This is a genomic window from Acetobacter sp. AC2005 (genome assembly GCF_037901235.1).
Classification (GTDB): domain Bacteria; phylum Pseudomonadota; class Alphaproteobacteria; order Acetobacterales; family Acetobacteraceae; genus Acetobacter; species Acetobacter oryzoeni.
Genome location: NZ_CP149626.1, coordinates 1 through 23,293, shown reverse-complemented (window position 1 = coordinate 23,293; position 23,293 = coordinate 1). Strand labels below are relative to the sequence as shown.

General features: G+C 60.6%; 15 protein-coding genes and 5 pseudogenes. 8 read left to right on the top strand and 12 right to left on the bottom strand.

Annotation, left to right across the window (positions count from 1 at the left end; all coding sequences use genetic code 11):
- Window positions 1–93 precede the first annotated feature (93 nt).
- Entirely contained in the window at window positions 94–1,839 is a 1,746-nt protein-coding gene (locus tag QQM41_RS13075; RefSeq protein WP_339078183.1) for an oleate hydratase, read from the bottom strand.
- Window positions 1,840–1,884: 45 nt separating this feature from the next.
- Window positions 1,885–2,702: pseudogene (locus QQM41_RS13070) on the bottom strand (YoaK family protein).
- 285 nt (window positions 2,703–2,987) lie between these two features.
- On the opposite strand from QQM41_RS13070, the gene QQM41_RS13065 reads away from it, so the two are divergent.
- The 5 genes and pseudogenes from QQM41_RS13065 (at window position 2,988) to QQM41_RS13045 (ending at window position 10,062) form a co-directional block, all read left to right on the top strand.
- A complete protein-coding gene (locus QQM41_RS13065; RefSeq protein ID WP_339078182.1) occupies window positions 2,988–3,782 on the top strand; it encodes an ImuA family protein in 795 nt (264 codons plus the stop codon).
- Window positions 3,667–4,569 (top strand): annotated as a pseudogene (locus tag QQM41_RS13060) (Y-family DNA polymerase); the annotation flags it as partial. The gene QQM41_RS13065 and the pseudogene QQM41_RS13060, both read left to right, overlap by 116 nt.
- 78 nt (window positions 4,570–4,647) lie before the next feature.
- Complete coding sequence (locus tag QQM41_RS13055) at window positions 4,648–6,033, top strand: IS1380 family transposase (RefSeq protein ID WP_339078180.1); 1,386 nt, start codon at window positions 4,648–4,650, stop codon at window positions 6,031–6,033.
- Between the two features lie 181 nt (window positions 6,034–6,214).
- Window positions 6,215–6,889 (top strand): annotated as a pseudogene (locus QQM41_RS13050) (DUF6504 family protein); the annotation flags it as partial.
- A 2-nt stretch (window positions 6,890–6,891) separates the two neighbouring features.
- Window positions 6,892–10,062: an error-prone DNA polymerase gene (locus tag QQM41_RS13045; RefSeq protein WP_408874588.1), complete on the top strand. Its 3,171-nt coding sequence runs from the start codon at window positions 6,892–6,894 to the stop codon at window positions 10,060–10,062.
- Window positions 10,063–10,334: 272 nt separating this feature from the next.
- Here QQM41_RS13045 and QQM41_RS13040 read toward each other — a convergent pair whose 3' ends face one another.
- The 7 genes from QQM41_RS13040 to QQM41_RS13010 all read right to left on the bottom strand — a co-directional run bounded on the left by QQM41_RS13040 (window position 10,335) and on the right by QQM41_RS13010 (window position 16,457).
- Window positions 10,335–11,720 carry an IS1380 family transposase gene (locus tag QQM41_RS13040; protein ID WP_339078180.1) on the bottom strand — a complete coding sequence of 462 codons (1,386 nt, stop codon included), beginning with the start codon at window positions 11,718–11,720 and terminating at the stop codon, window positions 10,335–10,337.
- Window positions 11,721–11,830: 110 nt separating this feature from the next.
- Window positions 11,831–12,886 carry an ArsO family NAD(P)H-dependent flavin-containing monooxygenase gene (locus QQM41_RS13035; protein ID WP_339078179.1) on the bottom strand — a complete coding sequence of 352 codons (1,056 nt, stop codon included), beginning with the start codon at window positions 12,884–12,886 and terminating at the stop codon, window positions 11,831–11,833.
- A gap of 8 nt (window positions 12,887–12,894) precedes the next feature.
- On the bottom strand, window positions 12,895–13,593 hold the full coding sequence (arsH, locus tag QQM41_RS13030) for an arsenical resistance protein ArsH (protein ID WP_025440028.1): 699 nt from the start codon (window positions 13,591–13,593) through the stop codon (window positions 12,895–12,897).
- Between the two features lie 23 nt (window positions 13,594–13,616).
- The gene (locus QQM41_RS13025; protein WP_339078178.1) at window positions 13,617–14,912 is read right to left on the bottom strand and encodes an arsenic transporter; all 1,296 of its coding nucleotides are present in this window, start codon (window positions 14,910–14,912) and stop codon (window positions 13,617–13,619) included.
- Window positions 14,912–15,334, bottom strand: coding sequence for an arsenate reductase (glutaredoxin) (gene arsC, locus QQM41_RS13020; RefSeq protein WP_070324232.1), 423 nt, complete (start codon window positions 15,332–15,334; stop codon window positions 14,912–14,914). Before arsC ends, QQM41_RS13025 begins: the two co-directional genes overlap by 1 nt.
- Window positions 15,331–15,684, bottom strand: coding sequence for a metalloregulator ArsR/SmtB family transcription factor (locus tag QQM41_RS13015; protein WP_339078177.1), 354 nt, complete (start codon window positions 15,682–15,684; stop codon window positions 15,331–15,333). Before QQM41_RS13015 ends, arsC begins: the two co-directional genes overlap by 4 nt.
- 77 nt (window positions 15,685–15,761) lie before the next feature.
- Window positions 15,762–16,457 (bottom strand): VIT family protein, encoded by a 696-nt coding sequence (locus QQM41_RS13010; protein ID WP_035379753.1) that lies wholly within the window; start codon window positions 16,455–16,457, stop codon window positions 15,762–15,764.
- A gap of 157 nt (window positions 16,458–16,614) precedes the next feature.
- Between QQM41_RS13010 and QQM41_RS13005 the strand changes: the two genes are divergently transcribed.
- Entirely contained in the window at window positions 16,615–17,220 is a 606-nt protein-coding gene (locus tag QQM41_RS13005) for a cytochrome b/b6 domain-containing protein (protein WP_339078176.1), read from the top strand.
- A 163-nt stretch (window positions 17,221–17,383) separates the two neighbouring features.
- Window positions 17,384–18,604: a chromate efflux transporter gene (gene chrA, locus QQM41_RS13000; RefSeq protein WP_039998682.1), complete on the top strand. Its 1,221-nt coding sequence runs from the start codon at window positions 17,384–17,386 to the stop codon at window positions 18,602–18,604.
- Window positions 18,605–19,054: 450 nt separating this feature from the next.
- Here chrA and QQM41_RS12995 read toward each other — a convergent pair whose 3' ends face one another.
- Together QQM41_RS12995 and QQM41_RS12990 are read right to left on the bottom strand one after the other, a co-directional pair.
- Window positions 19,055–20,245 (bottom strand): IS91 family transposase, encoded by a 1,191-nt coding sequence (locus QQM41_RS12995; RefSeq protein WP_336763672.1) that lies wholly within the window; start codon window positions 20,243–20,245, stop codon window positions 19,055–19,057.
- A gap of 19 nt (window positions 20,246–20,264) precedes the next feature.
- A pseudogene (locus QQM41_RS12990) lies at window positions 20,265–20,897 on the bottom strand (tyrosine-type recombinase/integrase); the annotation flags it as partial.
- A gap of 79 nt (window positions 20,898–20,976) precedes the next feature.
- Here QQM41_RS12990 and QQM41_RS12985 point away from each other — a divergent pair.
- A complete protein-coding gene (locus QQM41_RS12985; RefSeq protein ID WP_237934641.1) occupies window positions 20,977–22,008 on the top strand; it encodes an IS110 family transposase in 1,032 nt (343 codons plus the stop codon).
- 339 nt (window positions 22,009–22,347) lie between these two features.
- Here the strand turns inward: QQM41_RS12985 and QQM41_RS12980 are convergent.
- Window positions 22,348–22,626, bottom strand: a pseudogene (locus QQM41_RS12980) (phage integrase N-terminal SAM-like domain-containing protein); the annotation flags it as partial.
- Between the last annotated feature and the right edge of the window lie 667 nt (window positions 22,627–23,293).

The following is a 23,293-nucleotide window of genomic DNA, read 5'->3' as shown; positions in this document are numbered from 1 at the left end:
ATCAGACGCAGGACGTAACGCGTTTATGATGCGAATCTGCCTCTCGGTCAGGTCAGATTTTCATGCCTGACAGCCGACATTCAGCTTCCCCCCTCAAACCAGCCCGTAGCGCTCCAGCAGATCGTCAATCTCCGTTCCGTGCGTCAGATGCCGGATCAGCCCCGACGCCGGTACCTTCTCTCCGTCCCGCAGTTCCGCTGCCGCCTGTAGCAGCATCCGGACATCGAAAATGCCGCCCGACACTTCCGGCACAGCCCGCCTGACGCCACACAGCGTATAGACCGCCTCCATCGCCGTGCGGACGGAATATTCCGTGGTGAAGACCGTATCGCGTGGCGTTTCGGTGAACTGCCCCAGAAAGGCCAGGTTGACGCTTCCATCCGGCACCACGTTCGGCCGGTCCGCCGGTGCGCGCGGCATGAACTGCGCCGTGATGAACGGCATCATGCACGGACGCGTCGTCGCCCCTGTCGCTGCCATATCGTCGATCTGGTCCATCGGCACGCCCATATGGAACAGCCACTCACGGGTGATTTCCTCCCCCGTGCAGTCCTGCATGGGCTTTTTCACGTAATCACCCGGCACGTCACTGAACAGACCATAGAGCCAGGCCACCACCTGACTTTCGGGCTGCCCTTTGAAATGGGGCTGACGGCTGACCACCCAGCTCATCAGCCAGGATGAATCGGCAATCGTGACCGGGCCACCCGTGATGATTTTCCCAGAAAACGGATCACGCCCCGTAATCCGCTTTACAAGCTCAGGAATCCGCGCATCCCGGGTCGTAACGGTTGCCGACAGCCAGCGGGATTTTGTTGTATCGCCACAGAAAACATCCGGGTTGCCGAATGCGGAATCCTGCGCTGCGATATTCCGCCAGAGCTGCCAGATGCTCCCCTCTTCGATAGCCGTGTCAATCGGCGCAGGTGTATGATGGTCGCCCCAGCGCGAATTCTCCACCATGGAACCGTTGGTCACGAACACCAGTTCCTCTGGCCCAAGATCAACACCGGCGGACGCGCCATTGTCCAGCCAGTCGAGATGGGTCGCAACTTTCTTTCCGCCAGAAACATCAACAGCAACATTTGTCACCTTCACGCCATGACGGAACACGACGCCCTGATCGGCAAGCCATGTGGCCAGTGGTTGGCTCAGGGATTCCTGTTGGTTGTATCTGGTGAACTTCAGCGTATGCAGATCCTTCAGTCCGAGAATCTGATGCACGAACCGTGCGAGGTAACGCTTCATCTCAATAGCGCTGTGCCAGGTCTCGAACGCAAACATCGACCGCCAGAACAGCCAGAAGTTCGAAGCCATGAAATCGCCGGACAGCACATCCGCGATCGTCTTTCCCGCCAGTTCGTCCTCATCGGTCAGAATGAGGGTAATGATCTCGCGTCGCGCCTTTCCCGTGAGCGTCAGCCTGTCACGATCAGCGAGGGGCTGCCCTTGATTACACATGGCGCGGATCGGACTGGTGGATGGATCGGCCTGATTGACCTGCCAGACCTCATCCAGCACCGATGCGCCGGGAATTTCCAGAGACGGAATGGAACGGTACAGATCCCACAGACACTGGAACTGCTCTTCCATCTCCCGACCGCCGCGGATCAGCCAGCCGGTCTCCGCATTCCCCGCTCCGTCCAGCGCGCCGCCGTCGCTGTCCGAGGCTTCAAGAATGGTGATGGCTGAAGGCGTCATGCCTGCATCCCGGATCAGGAACGCCGCCGCCGCCATGCCCGCCAGTCCTCCGCCCACGATCCACGCTGACCATCCTGCCATATCCTGTGGCGCAGGGGGTTGGACAAAAGCCTCATAATTGCTGTGGGCATATCTCATGGCGCGTGTCCTTTTCCGGAAAAGGGCCGATGGCGGGCGGCATTGCTATTCATACGACCCCCAATGACCCGATCTGTCCTTGCGATGTATCAAGTGCTGTAAACAGGAATACCTCTCCCCGCAAGAGGGGACCGGTGCCGGTTTATGCTCCACCACAGGCTCATGCGACAGCGCGCCCGGCAGGGAAAGGCAGGCCAGAAGCCCCGCCAGAACCAGAAGAAACAGACCGGACCACCAGCCATACAGAAAGGCGCCGGCCACGCCGCCCAGCGTGAAGGACAGCACGATGGCGGCATGCAGACCCAGGCGTTCGCGCGTACCGGTCCGTCGGGCCGGGTCAACCGGATGGAAAAACCCTTCCAGCCAGTCCGCCAGTTCCAGCCCCACATCGGTGAGCATTCCTGTCATATGGGTGGTGCGGACACGCGCCCCGGAAATGCGTGTGACCGTGGCGTTCTGGAGCCCCATGAGGAAACTCAGCCCGTAGGCCAGCACCGGATCCCGTGGCTGGGCCGAAAACAGAAAATCCACAGCCCCCAGAAGCCCAAGCAGGCAGGCTTCCAGCAGAATGCTCCGTGCGTAGATCGACGGCAGGTTGTGGCGACGGCCCGCATTGACCAGCAGCGCGGACAGCACCGCGCCGGCGACGAAGGCCAGTATCAGACCGCAGCAGGACAGGACCAGTTCCATGCGCCCTTCATGCAGGCCACTCGCCAGTGCGGAGACATTGCCTGTCATATTGGCCGAATAATAGCCTACGGCCAGAACCCCGGCAGCGTTCACTGCACCGGCGATGGCCGCCAGCGTACAGCCCAGACGCCTGTCGATGCTGGCGTTGGCTCCGAGCCCTCGTGAACAAGCACCTGTGCCTCCCGTCGTGACTGACCGCATGAGGGGGGACTCCGTGTTTATCGGTTTCCCCGGACAGCGATCTTTTTTATGAGCGGGATGGTAACAGCCCGCCCTCTTTCGACAAAGCGTCCTGTTTTCAATTTCTTAGGACGATATCTTCCCGGATTGTGAATTGCCACAGATGTGGCGCGATACGCTGCTCCGAAAGATGAATGTTGACTCCCCACACCAATAAAGAACAAATAAGGAACATAAAATCAGGAAATTTGCCTGCACAAGGAACACCGAGCCGTGACATGACTGCTGAAACCCAGAAAAAACCTGGCCTGGAGACGCTTCGGGCGGCGATCAGCCGTCTCGAAGGGCACAGCGACCGGCGCCGCAAGGTGCTGCCCTTTGGCGTACGCGAGATCGACAGTCGTCTGCCGGGAGGCGGTCTGGCGCTGGGCGCGCTGCACGAGGTGGCGGGCGGCGGCAACGATGCGCTGCACAGTGCGGCCGCCGGTCAGTTCTGCGCCGGGATCGCGGCCCGCACGCGCGGTAAGGTGCTCTGGATCGTCACCCGTCAGGATGTGTTCGCCCCTTCCCTGAAACAGATCGGGCTATCCGCACGGCGGACCATTTTTGTCGAGGCAGGCTCGGACGTCGATGTGCTGGCCTGTTTCGAGGAGAGGCTGCGGCATGGTGGCCTCGGGGCCGTGGTCGCCGAGGTGGCGCGTCTGTCCATGACGGCCTCACGTCGCCTGCAACTGGCGGCCGAAACGTCCGGCTCTCTTGGCATCGCCATCCGACGCTGGCGACGGCAGACGGATGCGGCGGATTTCGGCCAGCCCACTGCCAGTGTGACCCGCTGGCGGGTCTCCGTCCTGCCATCTGTGCCGCTGCCGGTACCCGGCGTGGGAAGACCACGCTGGTTGCTGGAACTCATCCGTGCCCGCGCAGGCGAATGTGCTGACTTTGAAGTGGAGGCCTGTGATGCCAAAGGGAGGCTCGCCCCATGCAGCCCGATCGCGGATCGTCTCTCTTTACCTGCCGCTCTGGCCGACAGACCGGATCAGGAAGCGGCTGGGCAAAGACGCGCCAGCGCCTGAGGCGCCACTGGCGCTGGCCGGGCGTGAAGGACGACGACGGGTTGTCTCGTCGGTCGATCTCGCCGCCCGCAAGCTGGGGCTGCGTCCCGGCACACCGGTGGCCAAGGCCCAGGCGCTCTATCCCGATCTGGTGCTGATAGACGCCGATCCCGAGGGCGACCGGCTGGGGCTGGAAAAGCTGGCCCTGTGGTTCCAGCACCGTATCGCGCCGATCGTGGCCGTCGATGCGCCGGACGGGCTGATTCTGGACACGACCGGGGCGGATCATCTGCATGGCGGTGAACTTCCCATGCTCAAGGACATGGTTCATCGCATGGCGGGCGCCGGCTTTCGGGCAAAAGCTGTGGTGGCTGACACATGGGGCGCCGCACACGCCATAGCCCGCTATGGTCGGGCACCGATTGTCGTTGTGCCACCCGGTGAGATAGCGGGTACGTTGGCTGATCTCCCCCTTGAAGCGCTGCGCCTGCCAGACACGATCATCGACGGACTGGCCACGCTGGGGGTGTCCCGCATCGGGCCACTTGCCGCCATGCCCCGTGCACCTCTGGCGCTGCGGTTCGGGCCGGATGTAGCCCGCAGGCTGGATCAGGCTTTCGGGCGTATTGGGGAAGCCATCGTGCCAGTCCGCCCGGTCGATCCGGTCGAGGTCAGTCGCAATTTCGCCGAGCCGATCGGCGCGGCGGAGACCATCGCGCGCTATATCGGCAAGCTGGTGCCACTGCTCTGCCAGGGGCTGGACGAACGCGGACAGGGCGTGCGGCGTCTCGACGCGGAAATCTCACGGAAGGGTTGTACATCGGGTCAGATTATGAAAAAGTCTGTTTTGTAGAAAAGATATTTTCATAAGCAATAAACGAACCCGATGCAGACAGAGTGTAGCGCAGGCGCGTATGAGTTTCCAGCCTCCTGTGGACGGCGTGTTGTGGCCCGTTTTGACGGGGGTCGCATGAGTTCGGATGGGGGCGTCATTCTGGTGAAGCAGGCTGATGACATTCTGGGTCTCAGCCGCCGCTTTGCTGCCTGTTTTCGCGATAAGCGGCATCCCGGCTTTGTGGAATACCGGGTTGAAGACCTTGTCCGTCAGCGGATCATGGGCCTGGCACTGGGCTATGAAGATCTCAATGATCACGATGCCCTGCGGCATGACCTGATCTTTGGTCTGGCCTCGGGCCGTCTGTCAGGAGGCCGGGCAAACTGCGCAGCATTGGCTGGCAAATCTACACTGAACCGGTTGGAGCGCAGTGGGCAGCAGGCAGACCGTTACTGTCGTATCATTGCTGATCATGAGGCTCTGGCCGGGCTGTTCGTCACACTCTTCATGGATCAGCATGACCGGGCGCCTGCCCGGATCATTCTGGATGTGGATGCGACCGACGATCGTATCCATGGTCATCAGGAAGGCCGGGCCTTTCATGGGTATTACGGCCATAACTGCTATCTGCCGTTATACATCTTCTGCGGAGACCATCTCCTCAGCGCTACCCTGCGCACGGCAGACAGGGACCCGGGGAACGAAGCGCTGGCAGACATCAGCCGGATCGTGAAACAGATCAGGAGCCGCTGGCCCCGGGTGCGTATCCTTATCCGCGGAGATAGTGGCTTCGCCCGCGACAGCCTGATGACATGGTGCGAAGACAACCACGTTGACTTTTTATTCGGGCTTGCGGGGAACACCCGCCTGTATGACCGGATTGCCTCCCTGTCCGCCGAGGTTTGTGACGCAGCCACCACAACAGGCAAAGCGGCACGCGGCTTTGCCTCCTTTGACTGGATCACAAAGGACAGCTGGACACGCCGCAGACGGGTCGTGGCCAAGGCCGAGTGGCGCCATGGCAACCGCTATCACCGTTTCATTGTCACCACTCTGCCGCAGGGAACGTCCGAGCCGCGTCACCTTTACGAACAGATCTACTGCGCCCGTGGGGATATGGAAAACCGCATCAAGGAATGCCAGATGGATCTGTTCTCCGACAGAACATCGTCCCACACCATCCGCGCCAACCAGCTGCGACTGTGGTTCTCGGCCGCAGCCTATGTCCTGTTGACCGCTCTGCAAAAGATGGCCCTTGGGCAGACCTCTCTGGAGGCGGCGACCTGCGGCACAATCCGCGCACGGCTGCTCAAAATCGCGACAATCGTAAAGGTCAGTGTCCGTCGGATTGTCCTGTCCATGCCGGACATGTTTCCCAGCCAGCACGAATTCGCCCTCGCTCATGCACGATTGCGAAGGCTTTGCCTGGCGCCCTGACGAAACAGACAGCGCACAGGCCACATAGCTCCCACCAACACTGCCTTCTCAGGCCGTGACACCCTCACTGCGTTCAGAACCCGCCGCCAGAAGTAGAATATCGTCAATATTCCAGATCGGGCTCCTGTGGGATGACTGAATTCTACAAAATAACCCAAAATTTCCTCAAGTGTGAGAAATTCGCGTCGACCTGCTGCTGCATCGCGTCGACAGCCGCACCGAGGCGATCCGGGTGGCGACCGCCGTGCCGGTGCGCGACGTCAAACGCCTGACCCGGCTGCTGTGCGAGAAGATCGAAAACATTGATCCAGGGTTCGGCATTGAGCGCATGGTGCTGATCGCCTCACTGGCCGAACCGATGGACCGGAGGCAGACCGTCTCCTCCCTGATCGCCGAGGAAGAGGTCGACGTCTCCGACCTGATCGACACCTTGGCCAACCGTGTCGGCACGCAGGCGCTGTACCGGTTTGCCCCGGTGGAAAGTGACCTGCCTGAATGCTCCTTCTGCCGTGTGCCTGCACTGGCGCCTGAGGAGACGAAGGACTGGCCGGAGCACTGGCCACGCCCTACCCGGCTGCTGGCACGACCTGAGCCGGTACAGGCCATGGCGGAACTGCCGGACCAGCCGCCGTTATTTTTCATCTGGCGTGGTGTGCGGCGGAAAGTGAAGTGCGCTGACGGCCCGGAGCGTGTCTTTGGCGAATGGTGGAAGAATGACGCGGAACTGACCATCGCCCGGGATTACTTCCGGGTGGAGGATACCAGCGGCGAGCGGTTCTGGCTCTACCGGGCCGGCGACGGCGAGCACGGCGAGACCGGCTCACAGGGCTGGTTCCTGCATGGGATCTTCGGGTGAGCATCTCGGCACCACGCTACGCCGAACTGCAGGTCACGACCTATTTCTCGTTCCTGCGTGGAGCCTCGTCGCCGATCGAACTGTTCGAACAGGCTAAAGCGCTTGGGATCGAGGCGCTCGGGATCTGTGACCGCAATTCCCTGGCGGGCATGGTGCAGGCATACGGAGCCGCGAAGGCTACCGGCGTCCGGCTGGTCGTCGGCTGTCGCCTCGACCTGGCTGATTTCCCGCCGGTACTGGTCTATCCGACCGACCGCGCGGCCTACGGCCGGTTGTGTCGGCTGCTCACCATAGGCAAGGCCCGAGCCGGCAAAGGGAAATGCCATCTGCTCCGGGAGGATTTGGTTGCCTGGGGTGAAGGTCTGATCGTTATCATGATCCCGGATACGGCGGATGATGCCTGCGCCCTGCATCTGCGCAAGCTGAAAGACGCCTTTGCCAACCGGGCCTATCTGGCGCTGACCCTGCTGCGCCGCCCCAATGATCAGATGCGATTGTATGAACTGGCGAACCTGGCCCATCAGGCACGTGTGCCAACCGTTGTAACCAACGACGCGTTGTTCCACACCCATGACCGCCGCATCCTGCAGGATGTCGTCACCTGCATCCGCCACAACACCACCATCGACGAGGCGGGGTTTGTCCGCGAACGTCACGCGGACCGCTATCTCAAGCCACCGCAGGAGATGGCCCGGCTGTTTAGCCGTTATCCCGAAGCAGTGGCTCGCACCCAGGATATTGTGGAGCGCTGCCGCTTCTCGCTCGACGATCTGGCCTATCAGTATCCTGATGAAGTCTCCGCGCCCGGCCAGACACCGCAGGCGGCGCTGGAGGCGCTGACATGGGAGGGGGCGGCACGCACCTATCCAGAAGGCGTTCCGAATGACGTGGCGGAAACGCTCCGCCACGAACTCGGCCTGATCGGGCGTATGGCCTACGCGCCGTATTTCCTGACGGTGAACAGCATTGTCCGCTATGCCCGTAGCCAGGACATTCTCTGCCAGGGCCGCGGCTCAGCCGCCAATTCTGCCGTCTGCTACGTGCTCGGCATTACTGCCATCGATCCGGCCCGCAACTCGCTGCTGTTCGAACGCTTTGTCTCCGAAGAGCGGGGTGAGCCGCCGGATATCGACGTCGATTTCGAGCATGCCCGCCGTGAACAGGTCATCCAATGGGTCTATGAGCATTACGGCCGTAACCGGGCGACGCTGACGGCGGTGGTCATCCGCTATCGCGCCAAAGGGGCGCTCCGGGACGTCGGCAAGGTGATGGGGCTGCCGGAGGATCTGATCCGAACTCTCTCGGGCCAGATCTGGGGCTGGGGGCGCAAGCTGGACAATGACGCCCTGAATGACACCGGTATTGATCTGTCCGACCGGCGCATCCGCCTGACACTCGACCTGACGCGCTGCCTCATCGGGGTGCCCCGGCATCTGTCACAACATCCCGGCGGTTTTGTGCTGACGCATGACCGGCTGGATGAGCTGGTGCCCATCGAGCCCGCCTCAATGGAGGCCCGCCAGATCATCGAATGGGACAAGGACGATATCGACGTCCTGAAATTCATGAAGGTCGATATCCTGGCCCTGGGCATGCTGACCTGCATGAAGAAAGGGCTGGACCTGCTGGCCGAATACAAGGGCCAGCATTTCACGCTCCAGAGCATTCCGGCCGAAGATCCGCGCACCTACGCCATGATCAGGAAGGCTGACACGATCGGCGTGTTCCAGATTGAATCCCGCGCCCAGATGTCCATGCTGCCGCGTCTCAAACCGCGTGTGTTCTACGATCTCGTCATTGAAGTGGCGATCGTGCGTCCCGGCCCCATCCAGGGGGATATGGTCCATCCCTATCTCCGAAGGCGCGAAGGGATCGAGCCGGAAAACTATCCGACACCTGAACTGGAAAAGGTTCTGAAAAAGACGCTCGGGATCCCGTTGTTTCAGGAACAGGCGATGCAGGTCGCCATGATCTGTGCGGGGTTTACCGCCGCCGAGGCCGATCAGCTTCGGCGGGCCATGGCGACTTTCAAAAATACCGGCACGGTCTCGCAGTTTCAGACACGACTGATCGAGGGCATGCGCGCCAATGGGTATGATGAGGAATTCGCCGAGCGGATCTACCAGCAACTGGAGGGTTTCGGTTCTTACGGGTTTCCTGAGAGCCACGCAGCCAGTTTCGCCATTCTGGCTTATTCATCATCCTGGATGAAATGCACCCATCCGGACGTGTTTCTGGCCTCGCTCCTGAATTCCCAGCCAATGGGGTTCTATGCACCAGCGCAGCTTGTGCGTGATGCGCGCGAGCACGGCGTAGAAATCCGGCCTGTCTGTATAAATGCCTCACGTTGGGATAGCACTCTGGAAGAACCGGAGCGATCAGACGGGATGTTCGCCGTGCGGCTGGGCATGAGGCTGGTCAAGGGGCTAGCCAATGACGATGCGGCCCGGATTGTTGCTGCACGAGCGTCACGCCCCTTCACCTCGGTCGATGACCTGTGGCGTCGGGCCGGTGTGAAGGCGGCAGCCCTGACCCATCTGGCCGAAGCGGATGGGTTCCGGCCTTCGCTCGGGTTGACACGACGCGAGGCGCTGTGGGCGATCAAGGCTCTGCGCGATGAACCGCTGCCGCTGTTCGCGGCAGCGCAGGTGACAAAGGAAGCGAAAGAACCGGAAGTGCTGCTCCAGCCCATGCGCGATGGGGCCGAGGTGGTGCGGGATTACAACCGGCTTGGCCTGACCTTGCGGGATCATCCCTTGGCCTTTCTGCGCAAGGATCTTCAGGCAAGGGACATCATGTCCTGTCGGCACGCCTTGAACGCAAAGGATGGGAAGCGTCTCACCATGGCGGGGCTTGTGCTGGTGCGCCAGAGGCCCGGATCGGCAGAAGGCGTGGTCTTCATGACGCTGGAGGACGAGACGGCCAACATGAACGTCATCATCTGGGCCGATATGTTCGATGCAAACCGGCGTGTGGTGCTGGGCGGACAAATGCTGGCTGTGACAGGCATGCTCCAGAAGGAAGGTGACGTCGTGCATCTGGTCGCGAAGGAGATCACCGACCTGTCAGGCATGCTGGCGGACGTCGCGAACAGATCATTGCATGATGTCGACACACAACAGCAGGAGGCACATTCGGAACTTATCGCGGTGAAATCAAGAAATTTCCACTAACCTATACGTTGGAGTGATCAGTGGGCGGACATATCGTGTCGGTTTTCGCCTCTTCTCGGCCGTGTTCAGACTTGCTCAAAGTTTCGACGCGAATTTCTCACACTTGAGGAAATTTTGGGTTATTTTGTAGAATTCAGTCATCCCACAGGAGCCCGATCTGGAATATTGACGATATTCTACTTCTGGCGGCGGGTTCTGAACGCAGTGAGGGTGTCACGGCCTGAGAAGGCAGTGTTGGTGGGAGCTATGTGGCCTGTGCGCTGTCTGTTTCGTCAGGGCGCCAGGCAAAGCCTTCGCAATCGTGCATGAGCGAGGGCGAATTCGTGCTGGCTGGGAAACATGTCCGGCATGGACAGGACAATCCGACGGACACTGACCTTTACGATTGTCGCGATTTTGAGCAGCCGTGCGCGGATTGTGCCGCAGGTCGCCGCCTCCAGAGAGGTCTGCCCAAGGGCCATCTTTTGCAGAGCGGTCAACAGGACATAGGCTGCGGCCGAGAACCACAGTCGCAGCTGGTTGGCGCGGATGGTGTGGGACGATGTTCTGTCGGAGAACAGATCCATCTGGCATTCCTTGATGCGGTTTTCCATATCCCCACGGGCGCAGTAGATCTGTTCGTAAAGGTGACGCGGCTCGGACGTTCCCTGCGGCAGAGTGGTGACAATGAAACGGTGATAGCGGTTGCCATGGCGCCACTCGGCCTTGGCCACGACCCGTCTGCGGCGTGTCCAGCTGTCCTTTGTGATCCAGTCAAAGGAGGCAAAGCCGCGTGCCGCTTTGCCTGTTGTGGTGGCTGCGTCACAAACCTCGGCGGACAGGGAGGCAATCCGGTCATACAGGCGGGTGTTCCCCGCAAGCCCGAATAAAAAGTCAACGTGGTTGTCTTCGCACCATGTCATCAGGCTGTCGCGGGCGAAGCCACTATCTCCGCGGATAAGGATACGCACCCGGGGCCAGCGGCTCCTGATCTGTTTCACGATCCGGCTGATGTCTGCCAGCGCTTCGTTCCCCGGGTCCCTGTCTGCCGTGCGCAGGGTAGCGCTGAGGAGATGGTCTCCGCAGAAGATGTATAACGGCAGATAGCAGTTATGGCCGTAATACCCATGAAAGGCCCGGCCTTCCTGATGACCATGGATACGATCGTCGGTCGCATCCACATCCAGAATGATCCGGGCAGGCGCCCGGTCATGCTGATCCATGAAGAGTGTGACGAACAGCCCGGCCAGAGCCTCATGATCAGCAATGATACGACAGTAACGGTCTGCCTGCTGCCCACTGCGCTCCAACCGGTTCAGTGTAGATTTGCCAGCCAATGCTGCGCAGTTTGCCCGGCCTCCTGACAGACGGCCCGAGGCCAGACCAAAGATCAGGTCATGCCGCAGGGCATCGTGATCATTGAGATCTTCATAGCCCAGTGCCAGGCCCATGATCCGCTGACGGACAAGGTCTTCAACCCGGTATTCCACAAAGCCGGGATGCCGCTTATCGCGAAAACAGGCAGCAAAGCGGCGGCTGAGACCCAGAATGTCATCAGCCTGCTTCACCAGAATGACGCCCCCATCCGAACTCATGCGACCCCCGTCAAAACGGGCCACAACACGCCGTCCACAGGAGGCTGGAAACTCATACGCGCCTGCGCTACACTCTGTCTGCATCGGGTTCGTTTATTGCTTATGAAAATATCTTTTCTACAAAACAGACTTTTTCATAATCTGACCCGATGTACAACCCTTCCGTGAGATTTCCGCGTCGATAAGCAGACCTTCTATATCGGCGACGCAAGCCAGGCCGCCAGTTGCCGGACCATGGATCTGGCGACACGGCCGGCGCCCAGCAGCGTGGCGGATGCGGGCCCACACCAGGAGCCATAACCCAGCAGCCAGAGACGTGGCTCCCTGACGGCCTGCTGCCCGTTAACACGGATCAAGCCGTCCGGCTCGATCACGTCGAGTGATGCAAATACACCGAGCGCGGGTCGGAAGCCGGTACACCAGATGATCCTATCGATGGCTTCTTCCCGCCCGTCGGGCCAGACGACGCCCGTCGCCGTCACACGTACAAACGGGCGCACCGCGTGGAGCACGCCTCGCTCCCTGGCGGCGCACACAGGTGGGACCATGACGATATCGCCAAAGCCGCTGGTGGGCATGGCCGACGGGCCGCCGAGAACGCGAGCGGTCGCCCGCTCGAACAGGACCCGTCCGTCCACGTCATCGGGCAGAAAGATGGGATCATGCAGCGTGACCCATGTTGCCTGAGCGACAAGCGACAGCTCCGCCATAATCTGTGCCCCGGAGTTGCCCCCACCCACCACCAGTACACGTCGGCCGGCAAAGGGCGCGGCATTCCGGTAATGGCTGGAATGGAGTTGCGTCCCGCCGAAGAGGTCACGCCCCGCGACATCGGGAACAAAGGGGGCTGACCACGTACCGGTCGCCCCGATAACCGCACGGCCAAGAAAATCACCCGCGCTGGTTCTGACAGTCAGAAGTTTTCCGTTCGCGCGCTCCACACACTCGACCATGACCGGACGGCGGATCGGCGGCGCATAGCGCGCCTCGTAGCGGTGCAGATAGTCCAACACCTCGTCACGGGTCGGATAGCTGCCATCCGGCGTGTCTGGCATCGGCCAGCCGGGCAGCGAACTGTAGGACGCGGGTGAAAACAGATGCAGGGAGTCCCAGCCATGCACCCATGCACCACCCGCCTGCGTCCCGTTATCAAGAATGACGTAACGCAGTCCGGTCCGTCGTAGAAAATACGACGCGGCGAGGGCCGCCTGACCGCCTCCCACGATCACAACATCGAACTGTTCCGCCATTGCCCGGCTCACAGACTTTCCGGGAGACGGAATTCCGCCTTGCGTTCGCTGTAGCGATCAACGAGGTAGTCGGCCCGGTCGCGCAGCAGCCATGTGAACTTCATCAGCTCCTCCATGACATCTACCATCCGGTCATAGAGGGGGGATGGCTTCATCCGGTCATCGTCACCGAACTGGGTATAGGCCATCGGCACGCTGGACTGATTGGGGACGGTGAACATCCGCATCCACCGGCCCAGCACCCGCAGGGCATTGACGGAATTGAAGCTCTGCGATCCGCCCGAAACCTGCATGACCGCCAGCGTGCGGCCCTGCGTCGGGCGGATCGAGCCTTCCGTCAGGGGCAACCAGTCGATCTGGTTCTTGAACACGGCAGTGATGTTGCCGTGCCGTTCGGGGCTGCACCAGACCTGGCCTTCAGACCAGATCGAGAGTTCCCGCAGTTCCCGCACCTTCGAATGACTTGCGGGCACGGAATCCGCTACCGGCAGGCCGGTCGGGTCGAACACCCGTGTCTCGGCCCCCAGCACCTTCAGGATGCGTTCTGCCTCAAGCACCAGCAACCGGCTGAAGGATCGGGGGCGTAAAGAGCCATAGAGCAGAAGGATACGCGGCGGATGGTCCACACGCGGTTGCGGTTCCAGCCGCGCGAGATCGACCTGTTCAAGATATTCGGGGTGAAGGGCCGGCAAGTCAGGTTCAGTCATTGTGATATCGGTCCATTCATGCATTACGGCTGGCTGATTAGAGGCAGCCACAGGGCCAGCGCCAGGAGTGTGACCAGCAGGACGGGAGGTGTGATCACCAGACCCACCTTCATATATTGCCCCCACGTGACCCGATGGTTCCTGGACGCCAGCACATGCAGCCAGAGCAGTGTCGCGAGACTGCCGATCGGCGTGAATTTCGGCCCGAGGTCGCAGCCGATGATGTTGGCATAGACCATCAGGTCGCGTGTCAGCGGCGTGATGTCGTGCGCCTGCTGGATCGCCAGTGCCCCGACCAGCACACTCGGCATATTGTTCATGATGGACGACAGAACAGCCGCCAGAAAGCCGGCGCCGATGGTGGCGATGAACGGCCCCTGATGGCCAAGCCAGACCAGTGCGGCCGCAAGGTAGTCGGTCAGCCCGGCATTGCGCAGGCCATACACCACCAGATACATGCCCAGCGAGAAGATCACGATCTGCCATGGCGCGCCCATCAGCACCTTGCGAACAGGGATCACCCGGCCATATCCGGCGACTGCCAGCAGGATGCCGGCAGCCAGGCAGGCCACGATACAGACCGGAATATGAAATGGCGCGGTCAGGAAATAAGCTGCCAGAATCAGGGCCAGCAGCGGAAAAGCCGCGCGGAACACAAGGTGGTCACGAATAGCCGAGACAGGTGCTGGCAGTTCAGAGACGGGGTAGGTCTGGGGCACCTGCCGCTGGTAATAGAGCCACAGGACGGCAAGTGTCGCGCCAAGGGCAGCCAGATCGACGGGGACCATGATCGCGGCGTAGCGGTCAAAGGGAATGTCGAAGAAATTGGCGCTGACGATGTTCACCAGATTGGAAATCACCAGCGGCAGGCTGGTGGTATCCGCGACAAAGCCGGTCGCGATGATGAAGGCCAGCGCCGCGCCATGGTTCAGACGGAGTTGTGTGAGGATAGCGATGACAATGGGCGTCAGCAGCAGGGCCGCGCCGTCATTGGCGAAAACCGCTGCAATGGCCGCTCCCAGCACCACGATCAGCGGGAATAGCGTCCGGCCTCGCCCTTTGCCCCAGCGTACGACGTGCAGGGCGGCCCAATGGAAGAACCCTGCCTCATCCAGCAACAGCGAGATGACGATCAGCGCGATAAAGGTGAAGGTCGCGTCCCAGACGATGTGCCAGACGACAGGAATGTCATGCCAGTGGATCACGCCAGCCGCCAAGGCCACGGCGGCACCTGCCATTGCGCTCCAGCCGATGCCCAGCCCCCGAGGCTGCCAGATGACAAAAACCAGCGTGACAACGAAAAGCAGAAGAGCCAGCATCAGGAGATCCGCTTTCCGGATTCATCGACGATCTTCTCGCCGTCCTCTTTGACGAAAGCGCCCCGCTGCGGGTTGGGCAGGATTTCCAGAGCCGCCTCGGACGGACGGCAGAGCGCAACACCGAGGGGGGTGACGACGATCGGCCGGTTCATCAGGATCGGGTGTGCGATCATGGCGTCGATCAGCGTATCGTCCGTCAGGGTCGGATTATCGAGGCCGAGCTCGTGAAAGGGCGTGCCCTTTTCCCGCAGGACCGCGCGCACCGGAACCCCCATACGGGCGATCAGATCGAACAGTTCCGCGCGGCTCGGTGGGGTTTTCAGATATTCGATGATCCTGGGCTCCTCGCCGCTATTGCGGATCAGTGCCAGCACGTTGCGCGACGTGCCGCAGGCCGGATTGTGGTAGATAGTGACGGTCATGGGCATGAGGCCGGGCTCGGGCTGCAGGAAGACAGGTTCGCGATCAGGGGCGCGCAGAGTTCGGGGCTGCCCGCACAGCAGTCTCTGACGAGGAAGAGCATCAGGTCGCGCAGGCGCGGAAGACAGGCGCGATAGACGATCAGCCGGCTGTGGCGCTGCGAGGTCAGCAGGCCGGCACGGGTCAGGGTGGCAAGATGGGCCGAGATCGTGTTCTGCGGGACATCGAGATGCCGCGCGACGTCTCCGGCGGGTAGTCCGTCCGGTTCGTGGCGCACCAGCAGGCGGAAGATCTCCAGTCGCGTGGACTGCGACAGAGCGCTCAGGGCAGCGAGGACAGATTCTGTATCCATAAATCGACGATCACGGATATATGGGATGAAGTCAAGACTACCCAGGACATGCCTCGTTCAGAGCTTGGAACGCGGCTTCACACGCCGAACAGGCGGCCGATCCCGCCCGTGACGATCATTGCCACAATACCCCAGAACGTCACACGCAGTGCTGGGCGCAGAGGCGCTGCGCCGCCGGCAATCGCGCCAACGACCCCCAGAACAGCGAGAACCACGACGGACGTCAGGGACACGCCCCAGGATACCCACGCCACGGGCGTCAGAACCGCCGCCAGCACAGGCAGTAGTGCTCCGGATGAAAAGGCGGTTGCCGAGGCGAATGCCGCCTGTATGGGTCGTGCCGCCGTGGCTTCGGACAGACCCAGTTCATCCCTTGCATGGGCACCGAGCGCATCATGCTTCATGAGGGCAACGGCGACCTTGCGCGAGAGGTCTTTATCCAGCCCTCTCTTCTGATAAATCCCGGCCAGTTCGGTGACTTCGCCCTCCCAGTCCGTGACCAGTTCCTGTTTCTCGCGGGCGATGTCGGCGTGTTCGGAATCGGCCTGGGAACTGACCGAGACATACTCGCCTGCCGCCATGGACAGGGCGCCCGCGACAAGCGCGGACAGTCCCGCGACGAGAATGCTGCCGCGTGTCGCATGAGAACTGGCAACGCCGACGATGAGGCTGCCGGTCGACAGCGTTCCGTCATTGGCGCCGAGAACGGCCGCGCGCAGCCACCCCAGTTTCTCGACGGCATGGCGTTCGGCCAGAGGATGGAGACGCGACATAAGGTGACCTGTTGCTTCTGATAAATACAAACCAGATTTAGGCCCCTGTTTTTGCCACGGCAATAGGCATTTTATTCTGACATTGCGAGCTATTTTCAATAGTATTTATATTTTCGTAAAATATTCTCTGTTCAGAATCCTGTCAGGTAAGCATGATATGGAAGTGAATCCAGGGTTCCTTTTCATCGAGACGCATATGCCTTGTTCAACGCCGGACATTACCGACACCCTGCGCTACGACAGGCCGACGATCGTCCTTCACTGGACCACCGCCTTTCTGGTGCTGCTTCAGTTTGCTCTTGGCGAAACCTGGAACTGGCCGGCAAAACCCGTCCATCATCTGATGGTCGTCGCGCATCTGACCGTCGGTATCCTGCTGACGGTGATCATGGCGTTCCGCATAGTCTGGCGTCTGACGAAAGGCCGGCATCTGTCGGACCTTCTCCGTCCAGTGGACCGGGTATGCGCTCTCGGGGCGGAGTACACACTCTATGGGCTGCTTCTGGCGGAAATTTTGCTGGGCTACTTCTGGCGATGGGGTGCCGGGCAGACGATGAGTTTTTTCGGCCTTCTGATCCCATCCCCGTTTGCACGGTTCCCGGCGGAAACCGTGACGTGGCTTCACACGCTGCATGAGTGGAACGCCTGGCTGATCATGGGCTTTGCGACAGGCCATGGCGCGGCGGCGCTTTTTCATCAGTTCGTCCTGAAGGACAAAGTTTTCGGGCGCATGTTGCCGCAGTGTTTCTTGCTCCGTCAGTGAGGCGGTCAGTATCCTGTCTGATTGTATGACTGGGCACACCGTGATGCTGGGCCGCCAACAAGCCAGAAGTGATGATTTTTTGTTGTCATCAGCAGCTTCACATGAATGCCGGTTCATGGGAATTGTCTCCTGTCGAACGGGAAAATAAGAAAGTATCGACCCAATGACGATCGTGCCGCGTGGCGTGGGACCAGAAAGACCGGGGTCGGCTCTTGAGGTGCTCCTCATCTTTCTCAGGCTGGGCGTCACCTGCTTCGGCGGGCCGATCGCGCATATCGGGTATTTCCGGGACGAATTCGTCGTCCGACGCCGGTGGCTCAATGAGCGCGCCTATGCCGATCTCGTCGGGCTGTGTCAGTTCCTGCCCGGTCCCGCGAGCAGCCAGGTGGGATTTTCCATTGGCCTGATGCGGGCCGGTTATGCAGGCGGTCTTGCGGCGTGGGCGGGGTTCACCCTGCCTTCGGCACTTATACTGGTCCTCTTCGCCTATGGCGCGAACGCGCTTGCCGGCCCGACTGGTGCAGGCCTTCTGCATGGACTGAAACTCGTCGCCGTCGCCATCGTCGCACAGGCCGTATGGGGCATGGCGCGCACGCTGTGTCCGGACCGGACGCGAGCTTCGATCGCGGTCACGGCCGCGCTCATCGTTCTGTTCGCCATCTCACCGCTTGCCCAGATCGCGGCCATCGTTCTCGGGGGCCTCGCCGGCTTGTGGCTTTGCCGCTCTGTGCAGACGTCAGATGGCGAGCATATTACAGTGCCCGTATCGCATCGTGCAGGGATCGTCGCACTGGCTCTCTTTCTGGCGTTGCTCTTCGGTCTGCCCGTTCTCGCCTGCCATGGCGCACCAGAGGGCGTTTCCCTGTTCGACGCCTTCTACCGGTCAGGCGCGCTCGTGTTCGGTGGCGGTCATGTCGTGCTGCCCTTGCTGCACGAGGCTTTCGTGACATCGGGCTGGGTCAGCGACGACACCTTTCTCGCCGGTTATGGCGCGGCACAGGCGGTTCCGGGGCCGCTTTTCACGTTCGCGGCCTATCTCGGCGCGGTCGTCGGGCAATCTCCCCACGGTGTTGCCGGTGCCGCTTTCGGTCTTTTCGGCATCTTTCTGCCGGGCATCCTGGTCCTGATCGGAGCTTTGCCCTTCTGGGACACCTTCCGCAGCCAGCGGGCCGTTCAGGCGACGATGCGCGGCGTCAACGCAGCGGTCGTGGGCCTGCTGGGGGCGGCGCTCTATACACCGGTCTGGACGAGCGCGGTCAGGTCGGCGGCGGATTTCGGGATCGTGCTGGTCGGTTTCGTCCTGCTGACCGTCTGGCGGGCGCCACCCCTGGTGGTAGTCGGTATCAGCGCGCTGGGAGGGGTCGTCATTGGGCAGGCGGCATAATGAAATGTTCAGTCAGCGACGTGCATCGACGCGTGATCGCCATACCGTTTTTCAACGCACACTTCAATAATGGCGCGTCGTTATAAGGGCCATGTTTCGGCCGTTTCCTGTGTAAGTCAGCCAGAAAACGGACAGGCAGTTTCCCTGAAGGGTTTCGGGCGCCGCGAGGCGTACGAAAGTCTGGGAAGACCGAACCCGCGACACCGGGACTCAGTTATGGGGAATTTGCAACTGGCGCTACCCGGGGGAGAGCCTGAGCCAGAGCATACAGGTGCGTTTGTGGAACTGGAACGGGTTTTTTATGACCGGATCTGCATGACGCGATGACAGAACTGGCGGTGCAGACAGCGATTTTCCCGGTTTTTCCGGTGATGCGTACAGAAGCCCCGGTTTGCCGGGGCGGAGCCACTCCGACATCGGGATCGGTCATGCTGTCGTATCTGCGGGCTGTCATGGTGATCCCCCGGTCGGATCAGTCGCCCGTGGTGGCCCTCGGGGCTGGCACCATCGGGGAAGGATCTGGATGACGATCATCGGACCACCACAGCATGGGCACGGCGGTGGCGTGATCGGTTCGGCTTCCGGGACTTCTGGCGCTGGTGTGGATATGACCTTGAGCAGTTCCCGCACCCGGGCGAGGCTGGCCTTGCGGCTGGAACTGGCCAGCAGGCCATAATGGCGGATGCGATGAAATCCCCGTGGCAGGACATGCAGCATGAAGCGGCGGATGAACTCATCCGTGGCGAGTGTCATGACCTGCTGCTGATGGGCCGTGTCCCGCCGGTAGTCCTTGTAGCGGAACGTCACGCCGTTTTCGTTGAACGCCAGGAGGCGGCGGTTCGAGATGGCGACACGGTGGGTATAGCGCGACAGGTAGGCCAGCACTGCTTTAGGACCGGCAAAAGGCGGTTTGGCGTAGACGACCCAGCGCGTGCTGCGCACAGGGGCCAGATACCGCAGAAAGGCACGGCGGTCTGCCAGAGGGGCAAGCTGCCCCCGAAAGGCCAGCCGGTCGGCATCGAAAAGTGCGCGCAGCCGGGTCAGGAACAGGCGGCGGAACAGTTTGCCCAGCACGCGAACGGGCAGCAGGAAAGCCGGTCGCGATGAGATCCAGCGCTGGCCATCGGGCGAGAGACCGCCACCCGGCACGATCATGTGCACATGGGGATGGTGGGTCAGCGCCGAACCCCAGCTGTGCAGCACGGCGGTGATGCCGATGCGCGCCCCCAGATGCCGGGGATCGGCGGCGATCGTCATCATCGTCTCCGAGGCGGCCTGGAACAGCAGGGCGTAGAGAACGGCCTTGTTCTGGAGCGCGATGTCGGCGATCCGCGCAGGCAGGGTGAAGACGACATGAAAATACCCGACCGGCAGCAGATCGGCCTCCCGCTCGGCCAGCCATGTCCGCGCGGCGTTTCCCTGACAGCGCGGACAATGACGGTTGCGACAGCTGTTATAGGCGATCCGCCAGTGTCCACAGTCCCCGCAGGCCGCGACATGACCACCAAGGGCCGCCGTGCGACAGTGTTCGATCGCCGACATGACCTTGAGCTGCTGCAGGGGGAGACGGCCGGCATGGGCTGACCGCCAAGCAGGGCCGGCAGCCCGGAAGATGTCCCCCAGTTCGAGGGAGGCGGACATGACCGCCCCCGCCCGGGGATCAGCCGTCGGGCCTCGCCTGCGTTGTCGCCAGCATGCCCAGTCTGTCGAGCGGACTGATGACGGCCCGCACGGTCCGTGTCGCAACTTTTGTATAAAGGGCCGTGGTCTCCAGGCGGGAATGACCCAGCAGAACCTGGATCACTCGGACATCGACACCATCCTCCAGCAGGTGCGTGGCAAAGCTGTGCCGCAGGGTATGAGGCCCCACACGTCTGGTGATCGAAGCAGCCCGCGCGGCATCGACAACCACACGATGGAGCTGCCGTGTGCTGATGGGCCTCATGGTGTCCTGCCCGGGAAAAAGCCAGCCACCGGAATGCATCACGCCCTGCTGGCGTCCGGCCTTCCACCACTCCCGCAGCAGGGGCAGAAGGTCTGCCGGAAGCATGGCGTTGCGATATCGTCCCCCTTTGCCCCGTTCGACCCTGAGCAGCATGCGCTCGCTGTCGATATCACTGATCTTGAGAGCTGCGACCTCGGCCACCCGCAGGCCTGCCCCATAGGCGACCGACAGGGCGGCCTGATGCTTGAGGCATACGGTCGCGTTGAGCAACCGGGCAACTTCATCGCGGCTCAGCACGACGGGCAGGTTGCGGGGCTGCGCCACCCGGACCAGCTTGCGTGCAAGGTCGAGATGGGGTGGACGGCCTCCCTGCGGCATCAATGTGCCATGATGGAGGTTCACTGACCATCAGGAGGAGACCGCCCGTATGAAAGCTAGCATAATTGGCCTTGATATTGCCAAATCCGTTTTTCAGGCTCATGGGGCTGACGCAAATGGAAAGTGCGTTTTCAAGCGCAAGCTTGGTCGCAGTGAAATTTCAGCATTTTTTGCAAAACTTGACCCATGTGAAGTTGTTCTGGAAGCCTGCGGGTCAGCTCATTACTGGGCACGGGTGATCAGCAGGATTGGTCATGATGTCAGACTGGTTCCTCCTGATCGGGTCAAATCATTTGTCAAAAAAGGCAAGAAAAACGACGCTGTTGATGCGGCTGCGATCTGCATGGCGGCGACTCATCCTGATACGATGTGTGTTCCGATCAAGAGCGAAGAGCAGCAAGGCGTGTTGTCACTGCATTCTACCCGCGCTCTTCTGGTCAAACAGCAGACCATGCTGAGTAATGCGTTACGGGCTCTTGCTTCCGAGTTCGGGCTGATAGCCCCTCTGGGCACACGCCATCTGCCAGAACTGATGGCAAAAATAGAGACATCAGCCGACCTGCCGGCTACCATGAAGCAGAGTGCCATGTTGTTATTTGAGCATTACGAAAAGGTCGCTCAGAGCATTGATGCTTTGGAAGTGCAGATCCGGGCGCGTGCAAAAAGCGATGAGGATGCGCGTCGGCTGATGACCATCCCTGGGGTCGGTCCCATAACGGCTTCTCTGATTGTCGCCTCGGTCGCGGATATTGGCTCCTTCGCCTCTGCGCGCCATTTTGCCGCCTGGCTTGGGCTTGTGCCTCGTCAGCATTCTACCGGCGGTAAAACCCGTCTGGGAAGGATTACCAAAACGGGCAACCGGCAGATAAGAACGTTGCTGGTTCTTGGTGCGACGGCCATGCTTCATCGTGCCCATAAGTGGGATAGCGCTGCGGGTCAGTGGCTATGCGAACTCATGGCGCGTCGTCCAAGGCGTCTGGCAACAGTTGCACTTGCCAATAAAATGGCTCGTATCATCTGGGCGTTGTTGTCACGTAAAGAGATCTATCGTCCGGCTGGTGTCAGTGTTTCAGCAGGCTGACTTGTACCAGCAGAACGATGGACACCGGAGCTTGCTCCGGTAAATCCGGCAGGATGTATGAACCGACGTGATGGGAAGACTGTCATTCAGCAACAGTTCAGGCCATACCGTTCGACCGTCTGTGCCCCTGAGCACGCGATACGAGATTGGTGCCTGACACGTGAGCGCACACCCATGATGGCCAGCGCATAAAGTCGCATAAACAGGCCGGACATAAGAGCGCATCTGACCGGGTCTTCACGTTAAATCGGTATGCATCATCCGCCAGTAGAATAATACGTTTTGGAAATTGCATGGGAAAGACAATGTGAAGCATTGCCTTTAAACGGCCGTCCACATAGGGCGGTCGAGCGTCTGGGTGAAGAAAAACCGCAGCGCCGACACGATGGCATTCATGGTCGGTGTCGGCATGCCAGCCGCGTTCTGCGCAATCTGGAACTGGCGCACATCCTCGACTGTTGCCGTGTGGGGTGAGCGGCCCAGAAACGTGGCGAACCGGCCGACATCGCGAAGGTAATTGCGCTGCGTCTCCCGGGAGAACCGCCGCACCGCCATGTCATCAAGCAGGCGCTGGCGAAGGGGACTGATTGCAGCAATGCACAGGGACTCTGTCATCATCCGGCTCCTTCTGGTGGGAAGAAGCCAGAGTGCTTGGCCCGATCAGGACAGTTCCAAATAAAACAGATCGCTCACGCCGTGGTGACAGACCTGCACACCGCACCAATCCCGCGCAGCGGGTTCGTTCTCCCCCCTGATCCGCCTGTCTGCTCCTGTATCACTGAGCAGACAGGCTGCAGTCGCCCTATGTTGGTCATAAGCAGAGCTGTTCTGGTCGCCGGTAGCAAGCCAGACTTCATCAAACACACCCCTTCAGCATCTCTCCATGCCGAAACGCAGTCAAACCAAAGAAATTTTCCAATCCTAGCGATATCCGGCTCCCACAATCGCCGAACAGTGTTTGCAGTATGCCAGATCCAAGCGGCCCTGATATGGACATCTGCGTGAGTTTCGTGTCGTAGCGTGATGTTTCTAAAACGGCAGAACTCGATATCATCAGTCTGCAAAGCGTAATTCGCTTTCAAAAGTTGCCACGGCCTATTGGCAAATATTACCCATCTACCATCCAGACGGCTACATTTATCAATTATAGCCTTATCAAGCTCGGGTCTTCCAGACCAGTCTATGTGCTTGTTATTGTTTGGAAGAGGACTATCCATGACATTTCGAAATTGAAACCAGTCATGTACTTCATCCTCCCTCGTATCAAAAGAAATGGAATTCTTAA

Excerpts from the sequence above, each read along its gene's own strand:
- QQM41_RS13075 (WP_339078183.1), bottom strand. The coding sequence starts at position 1,839 with ATGAGATATGCCCACAGCAATTATGAGGCTTTTGTCCAACCCCCTGCG.
- QQM41_RS13065 (WP_339078182.1), top strand. The coding sequence starts at position 2,988 with ATGACTGCTGAAACCCAGAAAAAACCTGGCCTGGAGACGCTTCGGGCG.
- QQM41_RS13055 (WP_339078180.1), top strand. The coding sequence starts at position 4,648 with ATGCAGACAGAGTGTAGCGCAGGCGCGTATGAGTTTCCAGCCTCCTGT.
- QQM41_RS13040 (WP_339078180.1), bottom strand. The coding sequence starts at position 11,720 with ATGCAGACAGAGTGTAGCGCAGGCGCGTATGAGTTTCCAGCCTCCTGT.
- QQM41_RS13035 (WP_339078179.1), bottom strand. The coding sequence starts at position 12,886 with ATGGCGGAACAGTTCGATGTTGTGATCGTGGGAGGCGGTCAGGCGGCC.
- arsH (WP_025440028.1), bottom strand. The coding sequence starts at position 13,593 with ATGACTGAACCTGACTTGCCGGCCCTTCACCCCGAATATCTTGAACAG.
- QQM41_RS13025 (WP_339078178.1), bottom strand. The coding sequence starts at position 14,912 with ATGCTGGCTCTTCTGCTTTTCGTTGTCACGCTGGTTTTTGTCATCTGG.
- arsC (WP_070324232.1), bottom strand. The coding sequence starts at position 15,334 with ATGACCGTCACTATCTACCACAATCCGGCCTGCGGCACGTCGCGCAAC.
- QQM41_RS13015 (WP_339078177.1), bottom strand. The coding sequence starts at position 15,684 with ATGGATACAGAATCTGTCCTCGCTGCCCTGAGCGCTCTGTCGCAGTCC.
- QQM41_RS13010 (WP_035379753.1), bottom strand. The coding sequence starts at position 16,457 with ATGTCGCGTCTCCATCCTCTGGCCGAACGCCATGCCGTCGAGAAACTG.
- QQM41_RS13005 (WP_339078176.1), top strand. The coding sequence starts at position 16,615 with ATGGAAGTGAATCCAGGGTTCCTTTTCATCGAGACGCATATGCCTTGT.
- chrA (WP_039998682.1), top strand. The coding sequence starts at position 17,384 with ATGACGATCGTGCCGCGTGGCGTGGGACCAGAAAGACCGGGGTCGGCT.
- QQM41_RS12995 (WP_336763672.1), bottom strand. The coding sequence starts at position 20,245 with ATGTCCGCCTCCCTCGAACTGGGGGACATCTTCCGGGCTGCCGGCCCT.
- QQM41_RS12985 (WP_237934641.1), top strand. The coding sequence starts at position 20,977 with ATGAAAGCTAGCATAATTGGCCTTGATATTGCCAAATCCGTTTTTCAG.